This window comes from Streptomyces sp. NPDC090445 (assembly GCF_044769385.1).
Classification (GTDB): Bacteria; Actinomycetota; Actinomycetes; order Streptomycetales; family Streptomycetaceae; genus Streptomyces.
In genome coordinates, this window is the sequence record NZ_JBIVXV010000013.1 from 147000 (window position 1) to 162994 (window position 15995).

A 15995-nucleotide genomic window follows, 5' to 3' on the forward strand; every position below is an offset into this window, starting at 1 on the left:
AATGCGACGGCTACCCAGGTCACCAAGCAAAGCACCCCGCTTGTAAGTGCCCATCGTCTGGCCCGACTCATGACGCCCCGGCTTCTCCTGATGCCAGCCCCACCTCATGATGCCGGAGGAAGCCTTGGCGGGGAGAGTGTCCTGATGGGGCATGCCCGGGTAAGCCTGCGCCTGCAATCGAGAAGACCTGAACATCATGCTGGAAGTATGGGGAGGGCCGTCCACCGTATTGCTGCCTCGGCAGGCCGACGGTCGTCGCGCTGGTCGGCACAGGCCTTCAGCAGGGACGCTCGTATTCGAGTTGGGCGAGCGGGTTGCCGTCGCCGAAGTCGAGGGCGCGTTCACGACCCGATTCGGAGAAGCCGCACTTGGCATAGAAGCGGCGGGACCGGAGGGTGTCGCGGAGCGTCCAGAGGTGGACCTGGGGGAAGCCGGCGTTCCGCAGGTGGCGCAGCGTCTCGGCCATCAGGGCGGCGGCCACGCCGCTGCCCCAGCCGTCCGGGTGGCCGTAGAAGCTGTAGATCTCCGCGAGGCCGGGCCGGCTCGCGGACGGAACGGCGTAGGACATGGCGAGGGGGCGGCCGTCGAGGGCGGCGAGCAGGATCGTTTCCGGGCCGTCCGTGATGCGTGCGTGCCAGCGACCGCGCCTGTCGCGTACGCCGTCGGCGGCGAACTCGGGCGCGAAGAAGGGAGCGTAGGCCGCTTCCCAGGCAGCGGCGTGGATCTCACCGAGGGCGTCCCCGTCCTGCGGGACCGCGCGACGAACTTCGATCATCCGTTGAGCGTAGCGGGCGGAGCCCCGAACCGTCCCGGGGGTCGGGCGGCAGGCAACCCTCGCGGGGCGGCGGAGCTCTTCGTACGTGGACGCGGGGCGCAAGCCGTGTCCCGCGGCCGCACAACGCCCCGGCCGCCGACGACACCGACCGGCACCGCTCGCAGGGGGGAACCGTGCAATTCGACTTCGACGAGAACGAGCCCCAGGCCGTCCGGGACGAGCGGCTGGCGGCCGAGCGGGCCGAGCGACGGGCCGTGCGCAACGCGGCGCCCGTCCAGGACTTCTGGGGTGCCCACATCGGTGCGGCCATCGTGACCGTTGCCCTGGTCGTCCTCGGCTGGACCGGCAAAGTCGTCGCGCTCGGGATCGTCGGGGGAGTCTTCCTGCTCTGGTTCGGCATCGCCCTCGCCTGGCTCCGCGTCGACGGGGACCGAGGCCGACACGCACTGCAGCTCGCCTACAAGGCGACCTTCGGGTGGGGCGACGGGCTCTGATCCCGCTGCCCGGCTCCTGCCGCCCCGCTCGGCCACATATACGATCACGCGTTCGGATCGCGGCGCGTTACGGCCGAGGATCCGTCATGACGACGGCATACTGCGGTGCCGCCGACGTTGACCTGCAACGTCTGGCCGGGCGTCACGGTCAGGGTGCCGGTGACGACCGCACCAGCCCCGGCCCCTCCGGATGGGGATCACCGGCTCAGGCCCCTCCGAAAGCACCGCGGCCCGGCCATGTCGAGCGCGAGCTGCCACGTCTCGACATGGCCCGTCTCCGGCGGGATACCGCACGCGTGCGGCGGGCGACCTCGGCGGGATCGGCTTCCGGGAAGGCAGGGTCCCCACTCTTGGGCAGGAACAGGCGCCAGTCGACGGCTGCTGAGGTGTGGTCGGAGGCCGAGTGCAGCGAGACTCCGGCCCGGCAGTTGAGTCCCGGCATCCGGTGCGAGCACCGACGATGCACTGGACCCGCCCACCGCGCCGCGAACCGCGCCGCGCGCCGCTCGGACGATGCCGCGGGCGCCAGGACTTCGGCCGGGGGATGCCGTGGCGGTCAGTGCCGGATCCGGTAGATGCCGAGGAGGATCAGGGAGGTCGCGGCGTTCCGCCGGTGCCGTTCCTCGTACGCGGTGTCGTCGGCGAAGCCGGCGAGGAGCCTGATGCCTGCCGCGCGGTGCCCGTCGAGCACCGCCAGGCCGCGGGCGGCACGGATCTGCTGGTCCGACGGCACCGCCGGGTCCTCGGCGAACGCGGTGAGGAGTGCGGCCGCGTCCTCCTCACCGAGCGCTGCCAGCGCCGCGGCCGCGTCGACCCGGTCCCAGGCGTCGACGGCGGTGTTGCGGGCGATCCCGGTGAGCAGCCCGACGCCCTCCTCCCGGTGCCCGCTCAGCGAGGCCAGCAGCTCGGCGGAGCGCACGCGGTCGGCGGTTTCCGCCCCGGGGTCCGCCACATGCGCGGCCGGCAGCGGGGCGGCCTCCTCGTGATGCTTCGGGGAGCACGCCAGCACGTACAGGGCGGTCCCACGGTGGATCGGGTGGCCGACGTCACCGACGGCGACGGGCAGGGCCAGTTCGGCGGCGAGTTCCGGGTCCAGCCGGGCGAGTTCCTGCACGGCGGCCATGTAGGGGTCCCGGCCGGGTACCGAATCGTGGGCGAACGCGGTCAGCAGGGCGATGGCCCGGGGCCGGAAGCCGTCCACCTCGCTCAACGCCCGGGCGGCGCGGGCACGGTCGTAGTGCGGGGTGAACGGGTCGCCGGCGAATGCGGTGAGCAGGCCGGTGCCGTCCTCGCCGGGCCGTCCGCCCATCGCGGCGAGGTGTGCGGCGGCGGTGACGTCGCCGTCCCGGGCGATGTCGAGGAGCACCCGGGCCCCGGTCTCCCGGTGCCCTTCGAGTTCGGCCAGCCAGTGCGCGGCCTCGCGGCGGAGGTCGTCGTCCGTCTCCGCCCCTGTGGCGAACTCCGTGAGCAGGAGGGCCCCGTCGTCCTCGTGCCCGTCGAGCCGGGACAGGTCCCGGGCGGCGATGATGCGGCACTTCGGGTCCGTCGCGGGCTCCAGGGCGAGCCCGGCGAGGAGTACGGCGCCGGTCTCGCGGTGCCCGTCCAGCCCGGCCAGGACTTCGGCGGCCCAGCCGCGGTCGAACGGTTCCAGGGCGCGGTCGGCGGCGAGGCGGGCCAGCAACCGGGCGCCGTCCTCCCGGTGCCCGTCCAGTTCGGCGAGGGTCCACGCGGCCTCCACCCGGCAGCGGGACCGCAGGGCGGGCCCCAGGGCGAAGGCGGTCAGCCAGCGGGCGGTGGTCTGCCGCGGCAGGCTGCTGCCGAGCTGGAGCAGCGCGTTCAGGAGGTGGTACCCGGCGATTCCGGGCGGTGCGACGAGGCCCTCCAGGGCGCGCAGGGTGGCGGCGGTGATCGAGTCGCCGGGGACCACCAGCGCGTCGATGAGGAAGCCCAGGTAGGACGGTTCCAGGTCGAGGGGGTCCAGGGGTGCGGCGGCGGGGGAGCGCCGGGCGGCCAGGGCGAGCCGGTCGCGCAGCCGCCGGGCGCCGAACAGTCTGCGCAGCAGTTCGACGCGGGCGCCCTCGCCGCGGGTGGCGTGACGTGCGGCGTGGTACTCGAGGAGGGTGCGGTGCACGAAGTCGACGTCGCTGCCCCGGCCGGCCAACAGCCCCGTGGCACGCAGCAGATCGGCCAGCAGCGCGTGCCACAGCGCCGGTTTCACTTTCTCCGGGCGTACGGCGCCGGGGTGCGCGGCGAGGATGCCGGTGACCGGTTCCCGGTTGCCGCCGATCCTCTCGTACGCCAGGTGGTCGATGAGACGGGGCAGGTCCTCACGGACCCGCTCCGCGGCCGCTGCGACCGTCCGGCGGTCCTCCGGGATCTGGTACCGGCCGGCCAGGGCGCGGATGGTCTCGTCGTGGAGGGAGGCGACGCGTTTGTGGACGTTCTGTTCGTAGATCAGCTCGACGAAGGACCGGAAGATCCCGGCCCGGCCCTCGGGGAGCGGCTGGTCGGCGTCGGCCGCGTACAGGTGGCACAGCATGGCCGCCATCAGGGGAATGCGGGCCAGGTCGTCGAGGCGGGTGCGCAGGATGCCGTTCGTGAAGGCGCGGACGTGGTGTGCGGGGTCCGGCAGACCGCTGAAACGCTTCTCCACGTAGGTGCGCAGGTCGGTTTCGCTGAACGGCAGCAGGGTGAAGCGGTCGGCGGTCCGGCCCAGTCCTTCGAGTTCGCCACCGGGCAGGGGGCGGCTCGAGATGAGGAACCGGTACGCCGAGTCCTTCTGCCCGGCCTCGCGTGAGAGCCGGTGCAGCAGCGACAGGCGGGTGGTGCGGTCGGGGACCTCGTCGAGGCCGTCGACCATCACCAGCCACGCCGTGCCGGGACGCGGGCGTCGCCGGAAGAACTCCTCGGTCAGCGTTTCGGACAGCCCGAAGGGGCCGAGGGCCTCGGTGACGGCCGTGCCCAGGGCGGCGGCCAGCACCGGTACGGCGACGACCAGTTCGGCGGCGTGCACCAGCACCGGCACCAATCCCCGGCCGACGCCCCCACCGGCATCCGCATCCGGGCCGGTCGAGGGCTGCGGCCGGCAGGCGGCGGCGAGGTGATGCCGGAGCAGGGTCGACTTCCCGTGGCCCGGGCCGGCCAGGAGCACCCGCAGGCGGCTGCCGTCCGAGGTGAAGAGGCGCCCGGAGTCGACCGGCGAGCGCCCGGAACCGGCTTCGACCTGCCGCGGCACGTAGACGTCGGGCAACGGCGGCCCGTCGAGTTCGATGGCGAGCGTGCCGTACGGGTGCTGGCCGGCGGCGTACCGGACGGCACGCAGGTACGCGTCGAGCCGGTGGTCCGGGGCGGCGTCGCCGTCGCCCCGGGAGCCCTCGGGCGGGGGTGCCGCCGGCGCGTAGTACGTGACGCTGTCGGCGCGCCCGACGGCGAACCCGCCACCGGAGGCGGTGACGACGGTGTCCGCCGTGATGTGCGGGGCCTGACCACCGCCGAGCCCGCTCAGCCCTGCTGCGGACCCGGCGCCGGAGGGGTTCCCACGGTGACGTCACCCATCCGCAACGCCGCCGCGGAGCCGTGGTCGGCCCGGACGTCCACGTTGCCGCCGACGGCCTGTCCACCGCCCGGAGCGGTCACCTCCGGGGCGCCGCCCGCCCGGGTGTGCGCGTCGAGCAGGTCGCGGAGGGCCCGGGCGGCCTCCTCCCGCTCTGACTCGGGGAGGTCCTCCAGCGCAGGCGCCTGATGCCCTCCACCACTCACCGGGCCGCCTTCGCCCGTGCCCTGCCCGTGCCCTGACGTACTGCTCGCGGAGGGGCCTCCGCATCGCCTCCCGTTCCAGGCCAGGCGAAGCTGGATGAATGCTTAACTACTCAGAGTGGGCATGTAGTAGCAGACTCGCCCTAATCGTGACAAAATGGGGTTTGAGCTTCCAGTGCGGCATGCTCGTGCGTCGAGCCGGGCTGCCATCCATCGTCAGAGCGGTCGGGGACCGTATCGACATGCGATGCGAAAGGACGCGCCATGGAACTCGCATCTCCCATAGAACTCGAATCCCTCCCGGATGACGTCGTCGCGGCGATCGAAGTACGGGATCGTTGGAGGCGGCGGGCATCGGCCGGCGGTGGACTGGAGTTCCTCGTCACCGACATCGCGCGGTGGAGACCCGGTTCGACCGTGCGGGTCGCGTTCCTCGACGGGAACGACCAATTGCACGCGGACATCGCGGCAGCGACGGCGCAGATCACCGACGCCTGCAACCTGAAGCTCGACTTCGGCCACGACGAGGCAGCCGGCACGTTCCGACGCTGGACCACGGCCGATACCGCCTTCGCCGCCGAGATCCGCGTCAGCTTCGACCTGCCCGGCTTCTTCTCCCTGGTCGGCACCGACAGCACCGATCGCACCATCGGCGCGGGCGGCGGCCCGGTCGGGGGCAATCCCGGCCAGCGCAGCCTGAACCTCGGGCGCTTCACGGTGAACAGGCCCGCCCAGTGGGAAGGCACCGTACGTCACGAGTTCCTGCACGCCCTGGGATTCCACCACTCCCACCAGAACATGCGCGGCACCTGCGAGAGCGAGTTCCGCTGGGATGACGAAGCCGGGTACGTTCCCACGCAGGACGCGCGCGGCGTCTTCGTGGAGGACGCCCATGGCCGGCAACCCGGCATCTACACGTATCTCGCAGGTGAGCCGAACCGGTGGCCGCGCGCGAAGGTGAACCACAACCTCCGCACCCAGGACGACCCGGATGTCGTCGCCGGACCTTTCGACGCCCGATCCGTGATGCTGTACCGGTTCCCGCCGTTCTTCTACAAGTCCACCCCGAGCAGCTGCGCGCCGACCGGGAACGGGCAGAACCTGTCGGACGGCGACAAGCGCGGGCTCAACCTGCTGTACCCGCACACCACGGACGAGTTGGCGGGTCTCCAGGCCCGGGCCGACGCGGTCCTGCAGTCGATCGGGGCCGGTCCGGAAGGGCTTGCCGGCTCTGACGGCGGCAAGCTGGCCGAGGCATACCGCAGCCGGGCCCAGGAACTGGCCGCCGCACAGACCGCGGGCGCCGGCTGAGCCGAGCGGAGGACGTCATGCCTGACGGCACCCCTTACGACGGCCTCCTCGGTGGGTCGCAGGACGGAGGGCTCGAAGGAGCCGCAGGGCGCGGCGCCCCGAGTGCACCGGACCCCGATCGCCTGATCGCCGGGCTGTCCGACGACATCGGCTGGCTCGAACAGCGTTTGGGGGAGCGAGCCGATCCGCAAGCGTTGGAGCAGCTGATGCGCGGCGCCGAACACGCGCTGCGCGAGATCGTCGACCGCGGGGGCGATGCCCGGTTCGACCTGCAGGACAGGGCGAGCCTGGAGGCTGTCGTCCACAGCGACGGGTCTCGTCCGGTGCTGTTCGTCGAAGACGACTTCTTCGACGTCCTGGCGCCGGCGGCGGCGCAATGGGAGGCATCCCTGTCGCGGATACAGGCCGAGGTCCGCACCGTCTGCCAGGCGGTCGGCCGGGTGAACGACCCCGGTGCGCCCCTCGGCTACCAGGGCACGGCGTGGGCGGTCGAAGACGGTGTCGTCGTGACGAACTACCACGTCCTGGAGGTCATCTCCACGCATCCGGCCCGCACCGACGGCGCGTTCACGGGAACGCTCGTCCCCGGCGTGGAGGTCGATTTCGGGGCGGAGATCGGCGGCGGGCCGCCGAACCGCTCGTTCCGGATCCGCCGGGTGCTGGGGGTGGGCCGTGCGGGGGCTCCCGAGCACGCTCACCCCACCGTCGGAGGGGTCAACTTCGACGGCCTCGACCTGGCCGTGCTCGAACTCGACCGGGTGCCGGGACAGCAGTTCCCCGCCCCGGTCGAGGTGGCCCGGGGCGACGATCCGGCAACGCGGGGAGGGCTCGCCTCCCGAGGGCGCAGGGTCTACCTCGTCGGCTTCCCCGGCAGCTCCGGGTCGACGACGCCGGACGTGTTCGCCGAACTGTTCGCCGGAGTCAAAGGCGTGAAGCGCCTGACTCCAGGAGTGCTCACCGAGGGGCGGGGCGAGGTGGCGGACGACGCTCGGCGCTGGATCATCAGCCACGATGCCAGCACGCTCGGCGGCAGCTCCGGCTCACTCGTGGTCGATCTCGAGGCAGAGGGCCGCACAGTGCTCGGGCTGCACTTCGCCGGGGTGCCCAACCGGGTGAACTGGGCCTACGGCCTCGAAGGGGCGACGCCCCAGCTGGCCGCCGTAATACCGGGGTGGTGATCCCCGTGCCGGTCTCCTGGGATCCGGGCATCCTCAAGATGGCGGAGTCCATCACATGCGACATCCTGCGAATCCGGGCCATCCTCGGCCAACTCGGGATCCGCAACGCCGATTACGAGGACCCCGATCAACAGCTTCTGCCAGGACCTCTCAAGCCCGATCCGCCCCGTACACGGCAGGACTGCTGAACCGACTGCGGAACGGCCGCGGAACTTTCGTCCAAGACAACGCCTGCGACGTCAGCGAGCCTGGAGGCATGCCCAGAGACGACGCGGGGGACGTGCCCCCGGAGCGCACTGCCGACGACCGCTGGGAGGTCGCCCGCCCCCTGGGCGGCACCTCTCTCGACGGCGTACGGATGGCCGGGTTCCGGGACCGCATGGCCGGCGGGCTGGACATGCGGGTGCTGCCGCAGCCCGCCGTGATCATCGTCATAGGGCTCGGAGCCGGCCCGGTCACGGTGGAGAGCGCCTCCGGGCACCGGCCGCTGAGGGGTCTCGTCGCCTCCCTGTCGCCCGGCGCGGCCCGTATCCGCGGCGAGGGCGTCGAATGCGTCGAGGTGGCGTTGTCACCCCGGGCCGCCTACGCACTGCTGGGCGTTTCCCCGCTCGAACTGGACGGCTCCATCACCGGACTCGAGGACCTGTGGGGGCGGCACGCTCGGCTGCTGCGCGAGCAACTGGCAGACACTGCGTCGTGGCAGGAACGCCTCGCGCTCACGGACGGCTTCCTCAGACGGAGGGCCGCAGGGGCCCCGCCCATGGCAGCCGAGGTCGCCGCCGTCTGGGACGCCATCGTGGCCGGCCGGGGCCGAGTGCGGGTCGGCGACCTCGCCGCGTCCTGCGGATGGAGCCGCAAGCGGCTCTGGGCCAGGTTCAGCTCCCAGGTCGGCCTGACCCCCAAGCGTGCCGCCATGCTGGTCCGCTTCGACCACGCCGCCCGGGCGCTCCTCGCGGGCGAGCGCGCCGGCGACGTCGCCGTGGCGTGCGGATACGCCGACCAGCCCCATCTTCACCGCGACGTCCAAGCCCTCGCCGGGTGCACGCCCGGCGCACTGGCCGGCCTGACCGCGTCCACCGAACCCTGACTGTCCCTGTCCAGACCGATCGGTGATCGGTCGACTCCAAGGAAGGAAGTAAAACCTGTGGTGAACACCGAGGTCCGAGCAGCACAGACGGCGGCAGGCCGGGAGCTCGTCGTCCGGCTCGCGTTCGGGAGCATGGCCGCGCACACCCTGCGCGCGGCGGTTCGCCTGGGGGTCGTGGAACTGATCGGCGACGGGCCGCGCACAGCTGCCGAGGTGGCCGTCGGAGCCGGGACCGCGCACCAGCCCATGACACGTCTGCTGCGTGCCCTGGCCGCCCTCGGCCTGCTCGCGGAACACGCCCCCGACACGTTCTCGGTGACCCCCGCGGGGGCACTCCTCGGCCCCGGCCACCCCGACTCCCTCGCGTCGTTCGTCCGGATGTTCACCGATCCGGCGATCGTGCGCGCCTGGGAGCACCTGGACAGCAGTGTCCGTACGGGGGAGACCGCTTTCGACTCCGTCTTCGGCACGGACTTCTTCAGCCACCTCGCCCGGCACCCCGAGCTCTCCACGGACTTCAACGCGGCAATGAGCCAGGTCGTCTCCGAGACCGCCGCCGTGCTGCCGCGCGCCTTCGCCTTCGGCCGGTTCGCCTCGGTCACGGACGTCGGCGGAGGCAGCGGCACCCTCCTGGCCGGCGTCCTCGAAGCACACCCGGGTCTCACCGGCGTGGTCTTCGACACTGCCGATGGCCTGGCAGAGGCTGCGAAGACACTGGCGCGGCACGGCCTGGAGGAGCGCTGCTCCCTCATCGCCGGGGACTTCTTCCATTCGGTCCCGCAGGGATCGGACGTGTACCTGGTGAAGAGCATCCTGCACGACTGGACGGACGACCAGGCGGTCACGATCCTGCGCCACTGCCGCCAGGTGCTGCCGCCCGGCGGCGTCGTGCTGATCGTCGAGCCGGTGCTTCCCGAGGTCGTCGGCGCCGAGGACGAGGGCACCTACCTGAGCGACCTCAACATGATGGTGAACGTGGGCGGCAGGGAACGCACCCGCCGAGACTTCGAGGCGGTGTGCCGCCGGGCGGGCCTGCGCGTCACGTCGGTCACCCCGCTCGCGGAGGCCGCCCCGTACTCCCTGATCGAGGCTGAGGCCGGCTGACCACAGACCGCGCGCCGAGTACCGCGCGCCGAAGTGCCTCGGGTCGATCGTCTCGGCCGCGATCGGTGCCTTCCTCGGCGAAGGACCGCCCGCGATGGGGCTGCGGCTGGAGACGGAGTACGGGACGGAGGCGGTGACGGTCCACTCGGCGGCAACCGGAGGCTACGCCGCCGAGGAAACGGCCCTCTCGCAGGACCTGGAAATGCTGTGCCCGCTGAGGACCGAGCGGAGCTCGACGAGATCGAGCCCGTGTGGGCTTCAGGTTCGTGGCGGACCATCGGGTCTTCCTGACCGCCGGAACGCCGGACTCCCGCTCGGGTTCCCGGAACTGGCTGGACTGGCGAATCGGTACCCCTGGAGACCTGACGCAGCGGCACGTTTCTCCAGACCGGCCGAGGGCGTGCTGTTCGACGTCGAGCACAACGGATTGCGGCACCCGGTGTGGGGTCCGAGGCCGCCGGAGAAGTCGGCCGCGCTGCAGGGCCCTGCCCCCGGATGTTGGACACGAGCGCCACCACCGGAGTCCTCCGCCGGCACCACGCGCAAGCGCTCATCGAGCATGACGTCATCATCGGGGCCGGGCCGGCGGCAGTCGCTGCCCGGGGGCCGCGCATGGGGATCCGGGTTTACACCCGCTCCCCCGGCACCACGTGCCCGGGGACCGCCCGGCCGCCGCCGTCAAGTCGCCGGCCGCGGCGGGGGCGTTGCAGGTGTGCTGATCGGCTCCGCTCCGCGGCGCCGGTCGGCGGACCGCAGCGGGTCGTCAAGTCTGGTCCCCGGTGTGTCGGAGGCGGCAGCCAGCCGGGAGGCCAGCCGGTGGCATGCCCGTGCGAGTTCGGGCGGGTGGAGGTCGGTGAGTTCGGCATCGAAGGTGGCGAGGATGCCGGCTATGCCGGCCCAGGACCAGGCGCCCAGGGTAAGTCGGCAGTGCTCGCTGTCGAGGTGTTCGACGACCGAGCCGCTCGGTGCCCAGCGGGCGACGGTTCCGGCCGGCAGGGCGAGCCGGGCCTGGCCGGTACACGGCCAGGCAGCGGGGATGTCGCCGCGGTCGTGACTGCTCATGACGAAGCGGGCGAGATCGTCGTGGGGGAGCGGGCGCGGGTTGAAGGGGTGGGTCGTGGGGCGGGGGCGGAGCCGGTCGACACGGTGTACCCGCCACTGGTGGTCTCCGCGGTCGTAGGCGACCACGTACCACCGGCCGGCCCAGACGACCAGGTGGTGGGGTTCGATGCGGCGGGCGGGCGCGAAGTCGTCGTCCTCGGGTTCAGGGCGTGAGCCGTCGGCGCGCAGCGTTTCGGTGACGAGCACGTGGCGGTGGCGCACCGCGGTCCCCACGGTGGTCAGGGCGCCCGGATCGACAGGCGGTGCCGGGAACTCCCAGTAGTTCGGCAGCCTGGTCAGGCGCAGGGATTCCATCGACTCACGCAGCTCGGCAGGCATGGCCTGTTCCAGGGTGACCAGCGCCCGCGCCGCGTCGTCCCTCAGGCCGAACATGGTGCTGGGCGCGGTCTGGAGGGCCACCGCGACGGCGAGCGCCTGGTCATGGTCGAACAGCAGCGGAGGGAGGGTGTGCCCCGTGCCGAGCCGGTATCCGCCGTCGGGTCCGTGGACGGTGGTGATCGGGTATCCGAGCCGGCGCAGGGTCTCGACGTCACGGCGGACGGTGCGCTCACTGACCCCGAGCCGACCGGCCAGCTCGCGCAGTGACCACAAGCGGCGGGACCCGAACAGGGAGAGGAGCCGTAACGCCCGTCGTGAGGTGTTCGCCATTGTTCCATCCTGCCCGGTGGTGGCCATTCGGTGTCCACCACGGGTGTCACCGTGGGGCGAACGCAGCAGGAGATGGCGGGAGGAGCGGATACGTATGCGCGTCGTCGTGGTCGGTGGCGGGATCGGTGGGCTCGCGTTGGGGGCGGGGCTGCGCCGCAGGGGGTTCGAGGTGGCGGTGTTCGAGCGCGACAGCGACGTCCGGGCGACAGGCGGCTATCACCTCACCCTGGACGAGCAGGCCCAGGCCGCGCTACGGGAGCTGGTGGCGCCGGAAACCATGCGGCGGCTGCTGGCATCGGCCTCGGCGCTGCGGTTGCGCGACCGGGACGCATACTGGGACCGCCGCGGCCGACTACTCGGCCACGGGCCGGATCTCGGCGGCGACGCCGGCATCGATGTCGATCGGATCACGCTGCGCACGCTGCTGGCGGAGGAAGTCGGCGGAGACCTGCATCTGGGACGGACGGTGACCCACGTCGACCAGGGCGACCGCAGCGCTCCCCGTGTGCTCTTCACCGACGCCGCATCCGTACCGGCGGATCTGGTGGTGGGCGCGGACGGCGCCCGCTCCCTGGTCGCCCGGCAGCTGGCGGGAGGCCCGACCAACAGCCCGGCCGGCATCGTCGGATTCTCCGGCCGTACGCTCCGGGGGGATCTGAGTCGCGGGGAACGCCAACGGCTGGGACGGCGTTCGGGGATGGCGATCGGCCCGCGGGGCGCGGCGCTGTACGTCGGCTACCTCGATCCGGTCGGCAACGCCGCGCTCGACGCCCCCGGGCTGCGGATGTCCGTCACCACGGGTCCCACCTACATCTGGGGTGCCATGTTCCCCGAATCCGTCGCGGCCGGCTTGCGGCCCCTGCACGGCGGCCCTTTGCGGGACGCGCTGCTGGGGCTGTTCCGCGAGCGGCGCTGGGCCGAGCACACACTCGAAGTCATCGCCCGCGCCGATCCGGACAGCCTGGCCGCATACCGCTTCAATGCCGCTCCGACCCGCGCCACCGAGCTCGCGCCGTGGTCTGCGGGCCTGGTCACCGCGCTCGGCGACGCCGTCCACGCGACGCCGCCCACCGCCGGAATGGGGGCGGGGGCGGCCATCCGCGATGCCGCCACCCTGCTCCGACACCTCGCTGACGGCGCTACCACGACGGCTGAGGCCGTGCACCGGTTCGAAGCGGGCATGCGCCGGCGCGGCAGCGAGGTCGTCACCCTCGCCATGAGAACCGTCCGCCTGATCCTGGCCACCGACACCGCAGTCGGTGCCGCCACCACCGCTGCGTGCACCCCGGTCCTGGCCGCTGCCGCCCGGTTGCGTCATCGACGATCCATGCCCGGGTGAGCCACGGCGGCCGGCTCACGAGCGACGGCGATGCCCAGCGGGTGCGGCTGGAAGTGAGCGGTGGTTCCTCGACGCGCGTCCGTGGCAGGGTCGCGTGCAAGGATGTCGGCCGTCGACCGGATCGTCGTCCGCGCCCGTCGCCGAAGGCGTTGCTCGCAACCGATGCCTGGGGTCCCTGGACAGCGGCCGTGCTCGGGGTGAGGCCTCGCGGAACTCGGTCCCCGGGCGCGGTGGTGCACAGGGCCCGGACGGGCCGGGGTGCGGCCTCGGTGATTCGTGAAGGTCAGTCGCGGAAGCGCCGCCGGCCCCTGCGACCGCGGAGCCCGCGTACCGCCCTCGTCCCAGGTCCGCCGCCACCGCTGCACCGACCGGACGCTCAAGTTCAGTACTTCGTACCGATGGCTGCAGCCTGCGTGCGGCAACGCTCCAGCCCCGCCATAACCTCTGCATGGTCCGGGCCGCCCTGGCTCGCCAGGAGTGCGCCGGCCGTAGTCATGGCGGCCCAGAAATCGGGCGGCGAGCCCCGCCCGTCCCGGAACCGGGTTTTGGCGAAGTAGAGGAAGATCTTCGTGAGCTCCCCGGTGCGAAACCACCCGAGCAGGCCACCGGGATAGCCTCCGCGGGCGCCGGCGGCGGTCCCCAACAGTTCGCGAATGTGCTCCTCGTGCTCCTCAAGGGCCCGGTCCACGATGAAGACTTGCCCGAACGTCAGCACGAAGGCGAGGTCCTCCTCCTCGCCCACCGTGAACTCCGCGAGAAGTGGCTCAACCTCGCGGAGTCGCGCCTCGGCGTCCATCCGGGGCACGCTCAGGGCCAAGCACACGGCCAACACACAGACACCCCACTCGCCTGTCCTCGCGGCCAGTTCGGCGAAGACCTCCTCCTCGCTCTGCCCTGCGGCAAGCATCTGCTGTGCCTCCAGAACCAGCGCGTCCTCGCTCTCCCCGTGATTCATGGCGAGAGGCTACCGCGAGGGTGCGACGGCCGAGGTCGGCCGCGATCCCCTCGGCCACCGAGGCAGCACGAAGCCACCCAGCCAACGGGGTGTGAAGCGCAGCAGAGCCGGATTCCGGCCCCAATCCGCACACTCCAATATCCGAAGCTACCGATAAGTCCGTTCTCGGCTTTGAGGGTGGCGAGGTACTCGTGCTGGCGCATCACGAAGGTGGCGATGCCGGCCTTGTCCACCTTGGCCAGGGCCTGCTCCAACAGGCCGTAGACCTTCCTTCTCTGGACGCTGTTGGTGATCTTGTCGGGGCCTGTTGGCACGGAGCCGACGTGCCCCGTGATGCAGCTGCCTGACGTGCAGCCAATGAGCGAGGAGGGTCGGACCTTCGGCTTTTCTGGTGGAACGGCAGGCAGAGTTCTACGCTCGTGGGACGAGCGCGGCGGGCGTCGAGCCGTGAGGTATCCCCCGGGCGGGGAGACGAGGGGGGTTTCGTGCCGAGGGCAGCGTTTCGGTTTCCTGCACTGCAGTCGGATGATCCGGACAGTCTCGGGGGCTTTCATCTGGTGGCGCGGCTGGGCGAGGGCGGTATGGGGCAGGTGTTTCTCGCTCTTTCTCCCGGCGGGCAGCCAACGGCCGTGAAGGTGATCCGTCACGAGTTCGCCGGGGACGCGGAGTTCGGACAACGATTCGCGCGCGAGGTGGGCGCCGCACAGAAGGTGCGCGGTGCCCACCTCGCGCCGTTGCTGGACGCCGACCCCCAGGCCGAGCGGCCATGGCTGGCCACGACGTACGTGGCCGGGCCCTCCCTGCGGGATCTGGTGGCCGACCACGGTCCGCTGCCGACCGAGCAGGTGATGCTGCTGGCCTGGGGCATCGCCCACGCCCTCGTCGACATCCACGCCGCGAACGTGGTGCACCGGGACCTCAAGCCCGGGAACATCATGCTGGACGAGAGCGGTCCGAAGGTCATCGACTTCGGCATCGTTAAATCTCTGACCCAGTCGGTGACCTACAGGAGCCATTCCACCCGGATCGGCACTCCGCTGTACATGTCGCCCGAGCAGGCCTCGGGCCGACCCGTCGGTGCGGCCTCCGACGTCTTCGCTCTCGGTTCCACCTTGTACTTCCTCGCCGCCGGCCGTGAGGCGTTCGCCGCGGAGAACGAGTGGGCCGTTGCCCACCGCGTCGTCGCGGACGACCCGGACGTGTCCCTCTTCACTCCCTCTTTGCGCCAACTGATCGCCGCCTGCCTGCGCAAGGACCCCGACCGGCGCCCGACACCGTTACGTGTGCGGGAGTGGTGCGAGGAGGAGCTGGGTAACGCGCTCGGTCCGGGCGCCTGGATGGGGATCACCGGTGCCCGCGCAGCTATCCAGGCACGCACCAGCGCTTTGCGCGCCCTTACGGTCACCGGCTCGGAAGCGGCAGACACCGCCGTCCGTAATCAGCCCGATTCCCCGCATATGGCAGGTGGCGATGCAGGCGGCGGGACGCCGGAGACCGGGCTTGTCTCCGCATCGGCTCCGGCTGCGTTGCCGGGCACTCGGAAACTGCCGCAGCAGGTGCCGGACCCGATCGGGACTCCATCGGTGGGCGAAGTGATCGGCACCCACGTGGCAGAGATCCTCCTGGCAGCGGGAGCGCTCGTCTGGGCGAGCTTCAAGCCGATCTTTTCGGAGACCTGGAAGAAGGAGCCCTCCGGCACTCAAGTGGCACACGTAGTCGAACGCTTCAACTGGCAGCACCCTTGGGAAGCAATTCCCAGCGGCATCCCCGAAGTGGCGACGAGCTGGCAGGCGATACCCATCGGGATCATCGGTACAGCGGCTGTCCTGGCCTTGGCAGTCCTGTTCCTGCTGAGGCTGGCCGACGACCAAAACCTAAAAAAGTGCGGCCTGGTGGCAGGCGTGATCTGTGCCGGCTGGATCACCATCGTCACGTTCCTTGGGCTGTGGGTGCTCGCGATGACACTCGGCCTGGAGCCCTCGGATGACGCCAACCCTGGATACACGATTCGCAGCGTGCTCCTGCCTGGAGGATGGCTGCTTCTTCTCGCAAACGGCCTGATAGCCGACGCGCTCCGACGCACGCAGGGAAACCTCGCGAGGCTGGCGGCAGACAGTGCCTGACGCTCGGACCGTTCTCACCGAGGTGGGGCAGATCGGAGTCGCAGTATTCGTGCAGGTCCCAGCCCGCACGCCGCGGGGCGAAAAGCTGGCGCAGGCCAGTGTC

The 15995-nt window shown here is 71.6% G+C and carries 13 protein-coding genes and 1 pseudogene; 8 read left to right on the top strand and 6 right to left on the bottom strand.

The window, feature by feature from the left end; translation table 11 throughout:
* Positions 1–277: 277 nt before the first annotated feature.
* Positions 278–775: a GNAT family N-acetyltransferase gene (locus ACIQUT_RS23920; protein ID WP_403565470.1), complete on the bottom strand. Its 498-nt coding sequence runs from the start codon at positions 773–775 to the stop codon at positions 278–280.
* Positions 776–948: 173 nt separating this feature from the next.
* Between ACIQUT_RS23920 and ACIQUT_RS23925 the strand changes: the two genes are divergently transcribed.
* The gene (locus tag ACIQUT_RS23925) at positions 949–1269 is read left to right on the top strand and encodes a hypothetical protein (RefSeq protein WP_403565471.1); all 321 of its coding nucleotides are present in this window, start codon (positions 949–951) and stop codon (positions 1267–1269) included.
* 236 nt (positions 1270–1505) lie between these two features.
* On the opposite strand, the pseudogene ACIQUT_RS23930 reads toward ACIQUT_RS23925, so the two are convergent.
* The 3 genes and pseudogenes from ACIQUT_RS23930 to ACIQUT_RS23940 all read right to left on the bottom strand — a co-directional run.
* Positions 1506–1699, bottom strand: a pseudogene (locus tag ACIQUT_RS23930) (transposase); the annotation flags it as partial.
* A gap of 126 nt (positions 1700–1825) precedes the next feature.
* Positions 1826–4519 (bottom strand): NACHT domain-containing protein, encoded by a 2694-nt coding sequence (locus tag ACIQUT_RS23935; protein ID WP_403565473.1) that lies wholly within the window; start codon positions 4517–4519, stop codon positions 1826–1828.
* 251 nt (positions 4520–4770) lie between these two features.
* Positions 4771–5028 (bottom strand): hypothetical protein, encoded by a 258-nt coding sequence (locus tag ACIQUT_RS23940; protein WP_403565475.1) that lies wholly within the window; start codon positions 5026–5028, stop codon positions 4771–4773.
* Positions 5029–5289: 261 nt separating this feature from the next.
* Here ACIQUT_RS23940 and ACIQUT_RS23945 point away from each other — a divergent pair, with 261 nt between their 5' ends.
* The 5 genes from ACIQUT_RS23945 (at position 5290) to ACIQUT_RS23965 (ending at position 9705) form a co-directional block, all read left to right on the top strand.
* Complete coding sequence (locus ACIQUT_RS23945) at positions 5290–6336, top strand: hypothetical protein (protein ID WP_403565476.1); 1047 nt, start codon at positions 5290–5292, stop codon at positions 6334–6336.
* A 17-nt stretch (positions 6337–6353) separates the two neighbouring features.
* Entirely contained in the window at positions 6354–7514 is a 1161-nt protein-coding gene (locus ACIQUT_RS23950) for a trypsin-like serine peptidase (protein ID WP_403565477.1), read from the top strand.
* Positions 7508–7702, top strand: coding sequence for a hypothetical protein (locus ACIQUT_RS23955; RefSeq protein WP_403565479.1), 195 nt, complete (start codon positions 7508–7510; stop codon positions 7700–7702). The genes ACIQUT_RS23950 and ACIQUT_RS23955 overlap by 7 nt, the downstream gene beginning before the upstream one ends.
* Before the next feature lie 68 nt (positions 7703–7770).
* Positions 7771–8601: a helix-turn-helix domain-containing protein gene (locus ACIQUT_RS23960; protein ID WP_403565480.1), complete on the top strand. Its 831-nt coding sequence runs from the start codon at positions 7771–7773 to the stop codon at positions 8599–8601.
* Between the two features lie 132 nt (positions 8602–8733).
* Positions 8734–9705, top strand: coding sequence for a methyltransferase (locus tag ACIQUT_RS23965; RefSeq protein WP_403565545.1), 972 nt, complete (start codon positions 8734–8736; stop codon positions 9703–9705).
* A 678-nt stretch (positions 9706–10383) separates the two neighbouring features.
* On the opposite strand, the gene ACIQUT_RS23970 is transcribed toward ACIQUT_RS23965, so the two are convergent.
* A complete protein-coding gene (locus tag ACIQUT_RS23970) occupies positions 10384–11475 on the bottom strand; it encodes a helix-turn-helix transcriptional regulator (RefSeq protein WP_403565482.1) in 1092 nt (363 codons plus the stop codon).
* On the opposite strand from ACIQUT_RS23970, the gene ACIQUT_RS23975 reads away from it, so the two are divergent.
* The gene (locus ACIQUT_RS23975) at positions 11465–12814 is read left to right on the top strand and encodes an FAD-dependent oxidoreductase (RefSeq protein WP_403565484.1); all 1350 of its coding nucleotides are present in this window, start codon (positions 11465–11467) and stop codon (positions 12812–12814) included. The genes ACIQUT_RS23970 and ACIQUT_RS23975 overlap by 11 nt on opposite strands.
* Positions 12815–13196: 382 nt before the next feature.
* Here the strand turns inward: ACIQUT_RS23975 and ACIQUT_RS23980 are convergent, their stop codons facing one another.
* On the bottom strand, positions 13197–13769 hold the full coding sequence (locus ACIQUT_RS23980) for a hypothetical protein (protein ID WP_403565486.1): 573 nt from the start codon (positions 13767–13769) through the stop codon (positions 13197–13199).
* A 485-nt stretch (positions 13770–14254) separates the two neighbouring features.
* Between ACIQUT_RS23980 and ACIQUT_RS23985 the strand changes: the two genes are divergently transcribed.
* Positions 14255–15892, top strand: a complete 1638-nt coding sequence (locus ACIQUT_RS23985) for a serine/threonine-protein kinase (protein WP_403565488.1) — start codon at positions 14255–14257, stop codon at positions 15890–15892.
* Positions 15893–15995 lie beyond the last annotated feature (103 nt).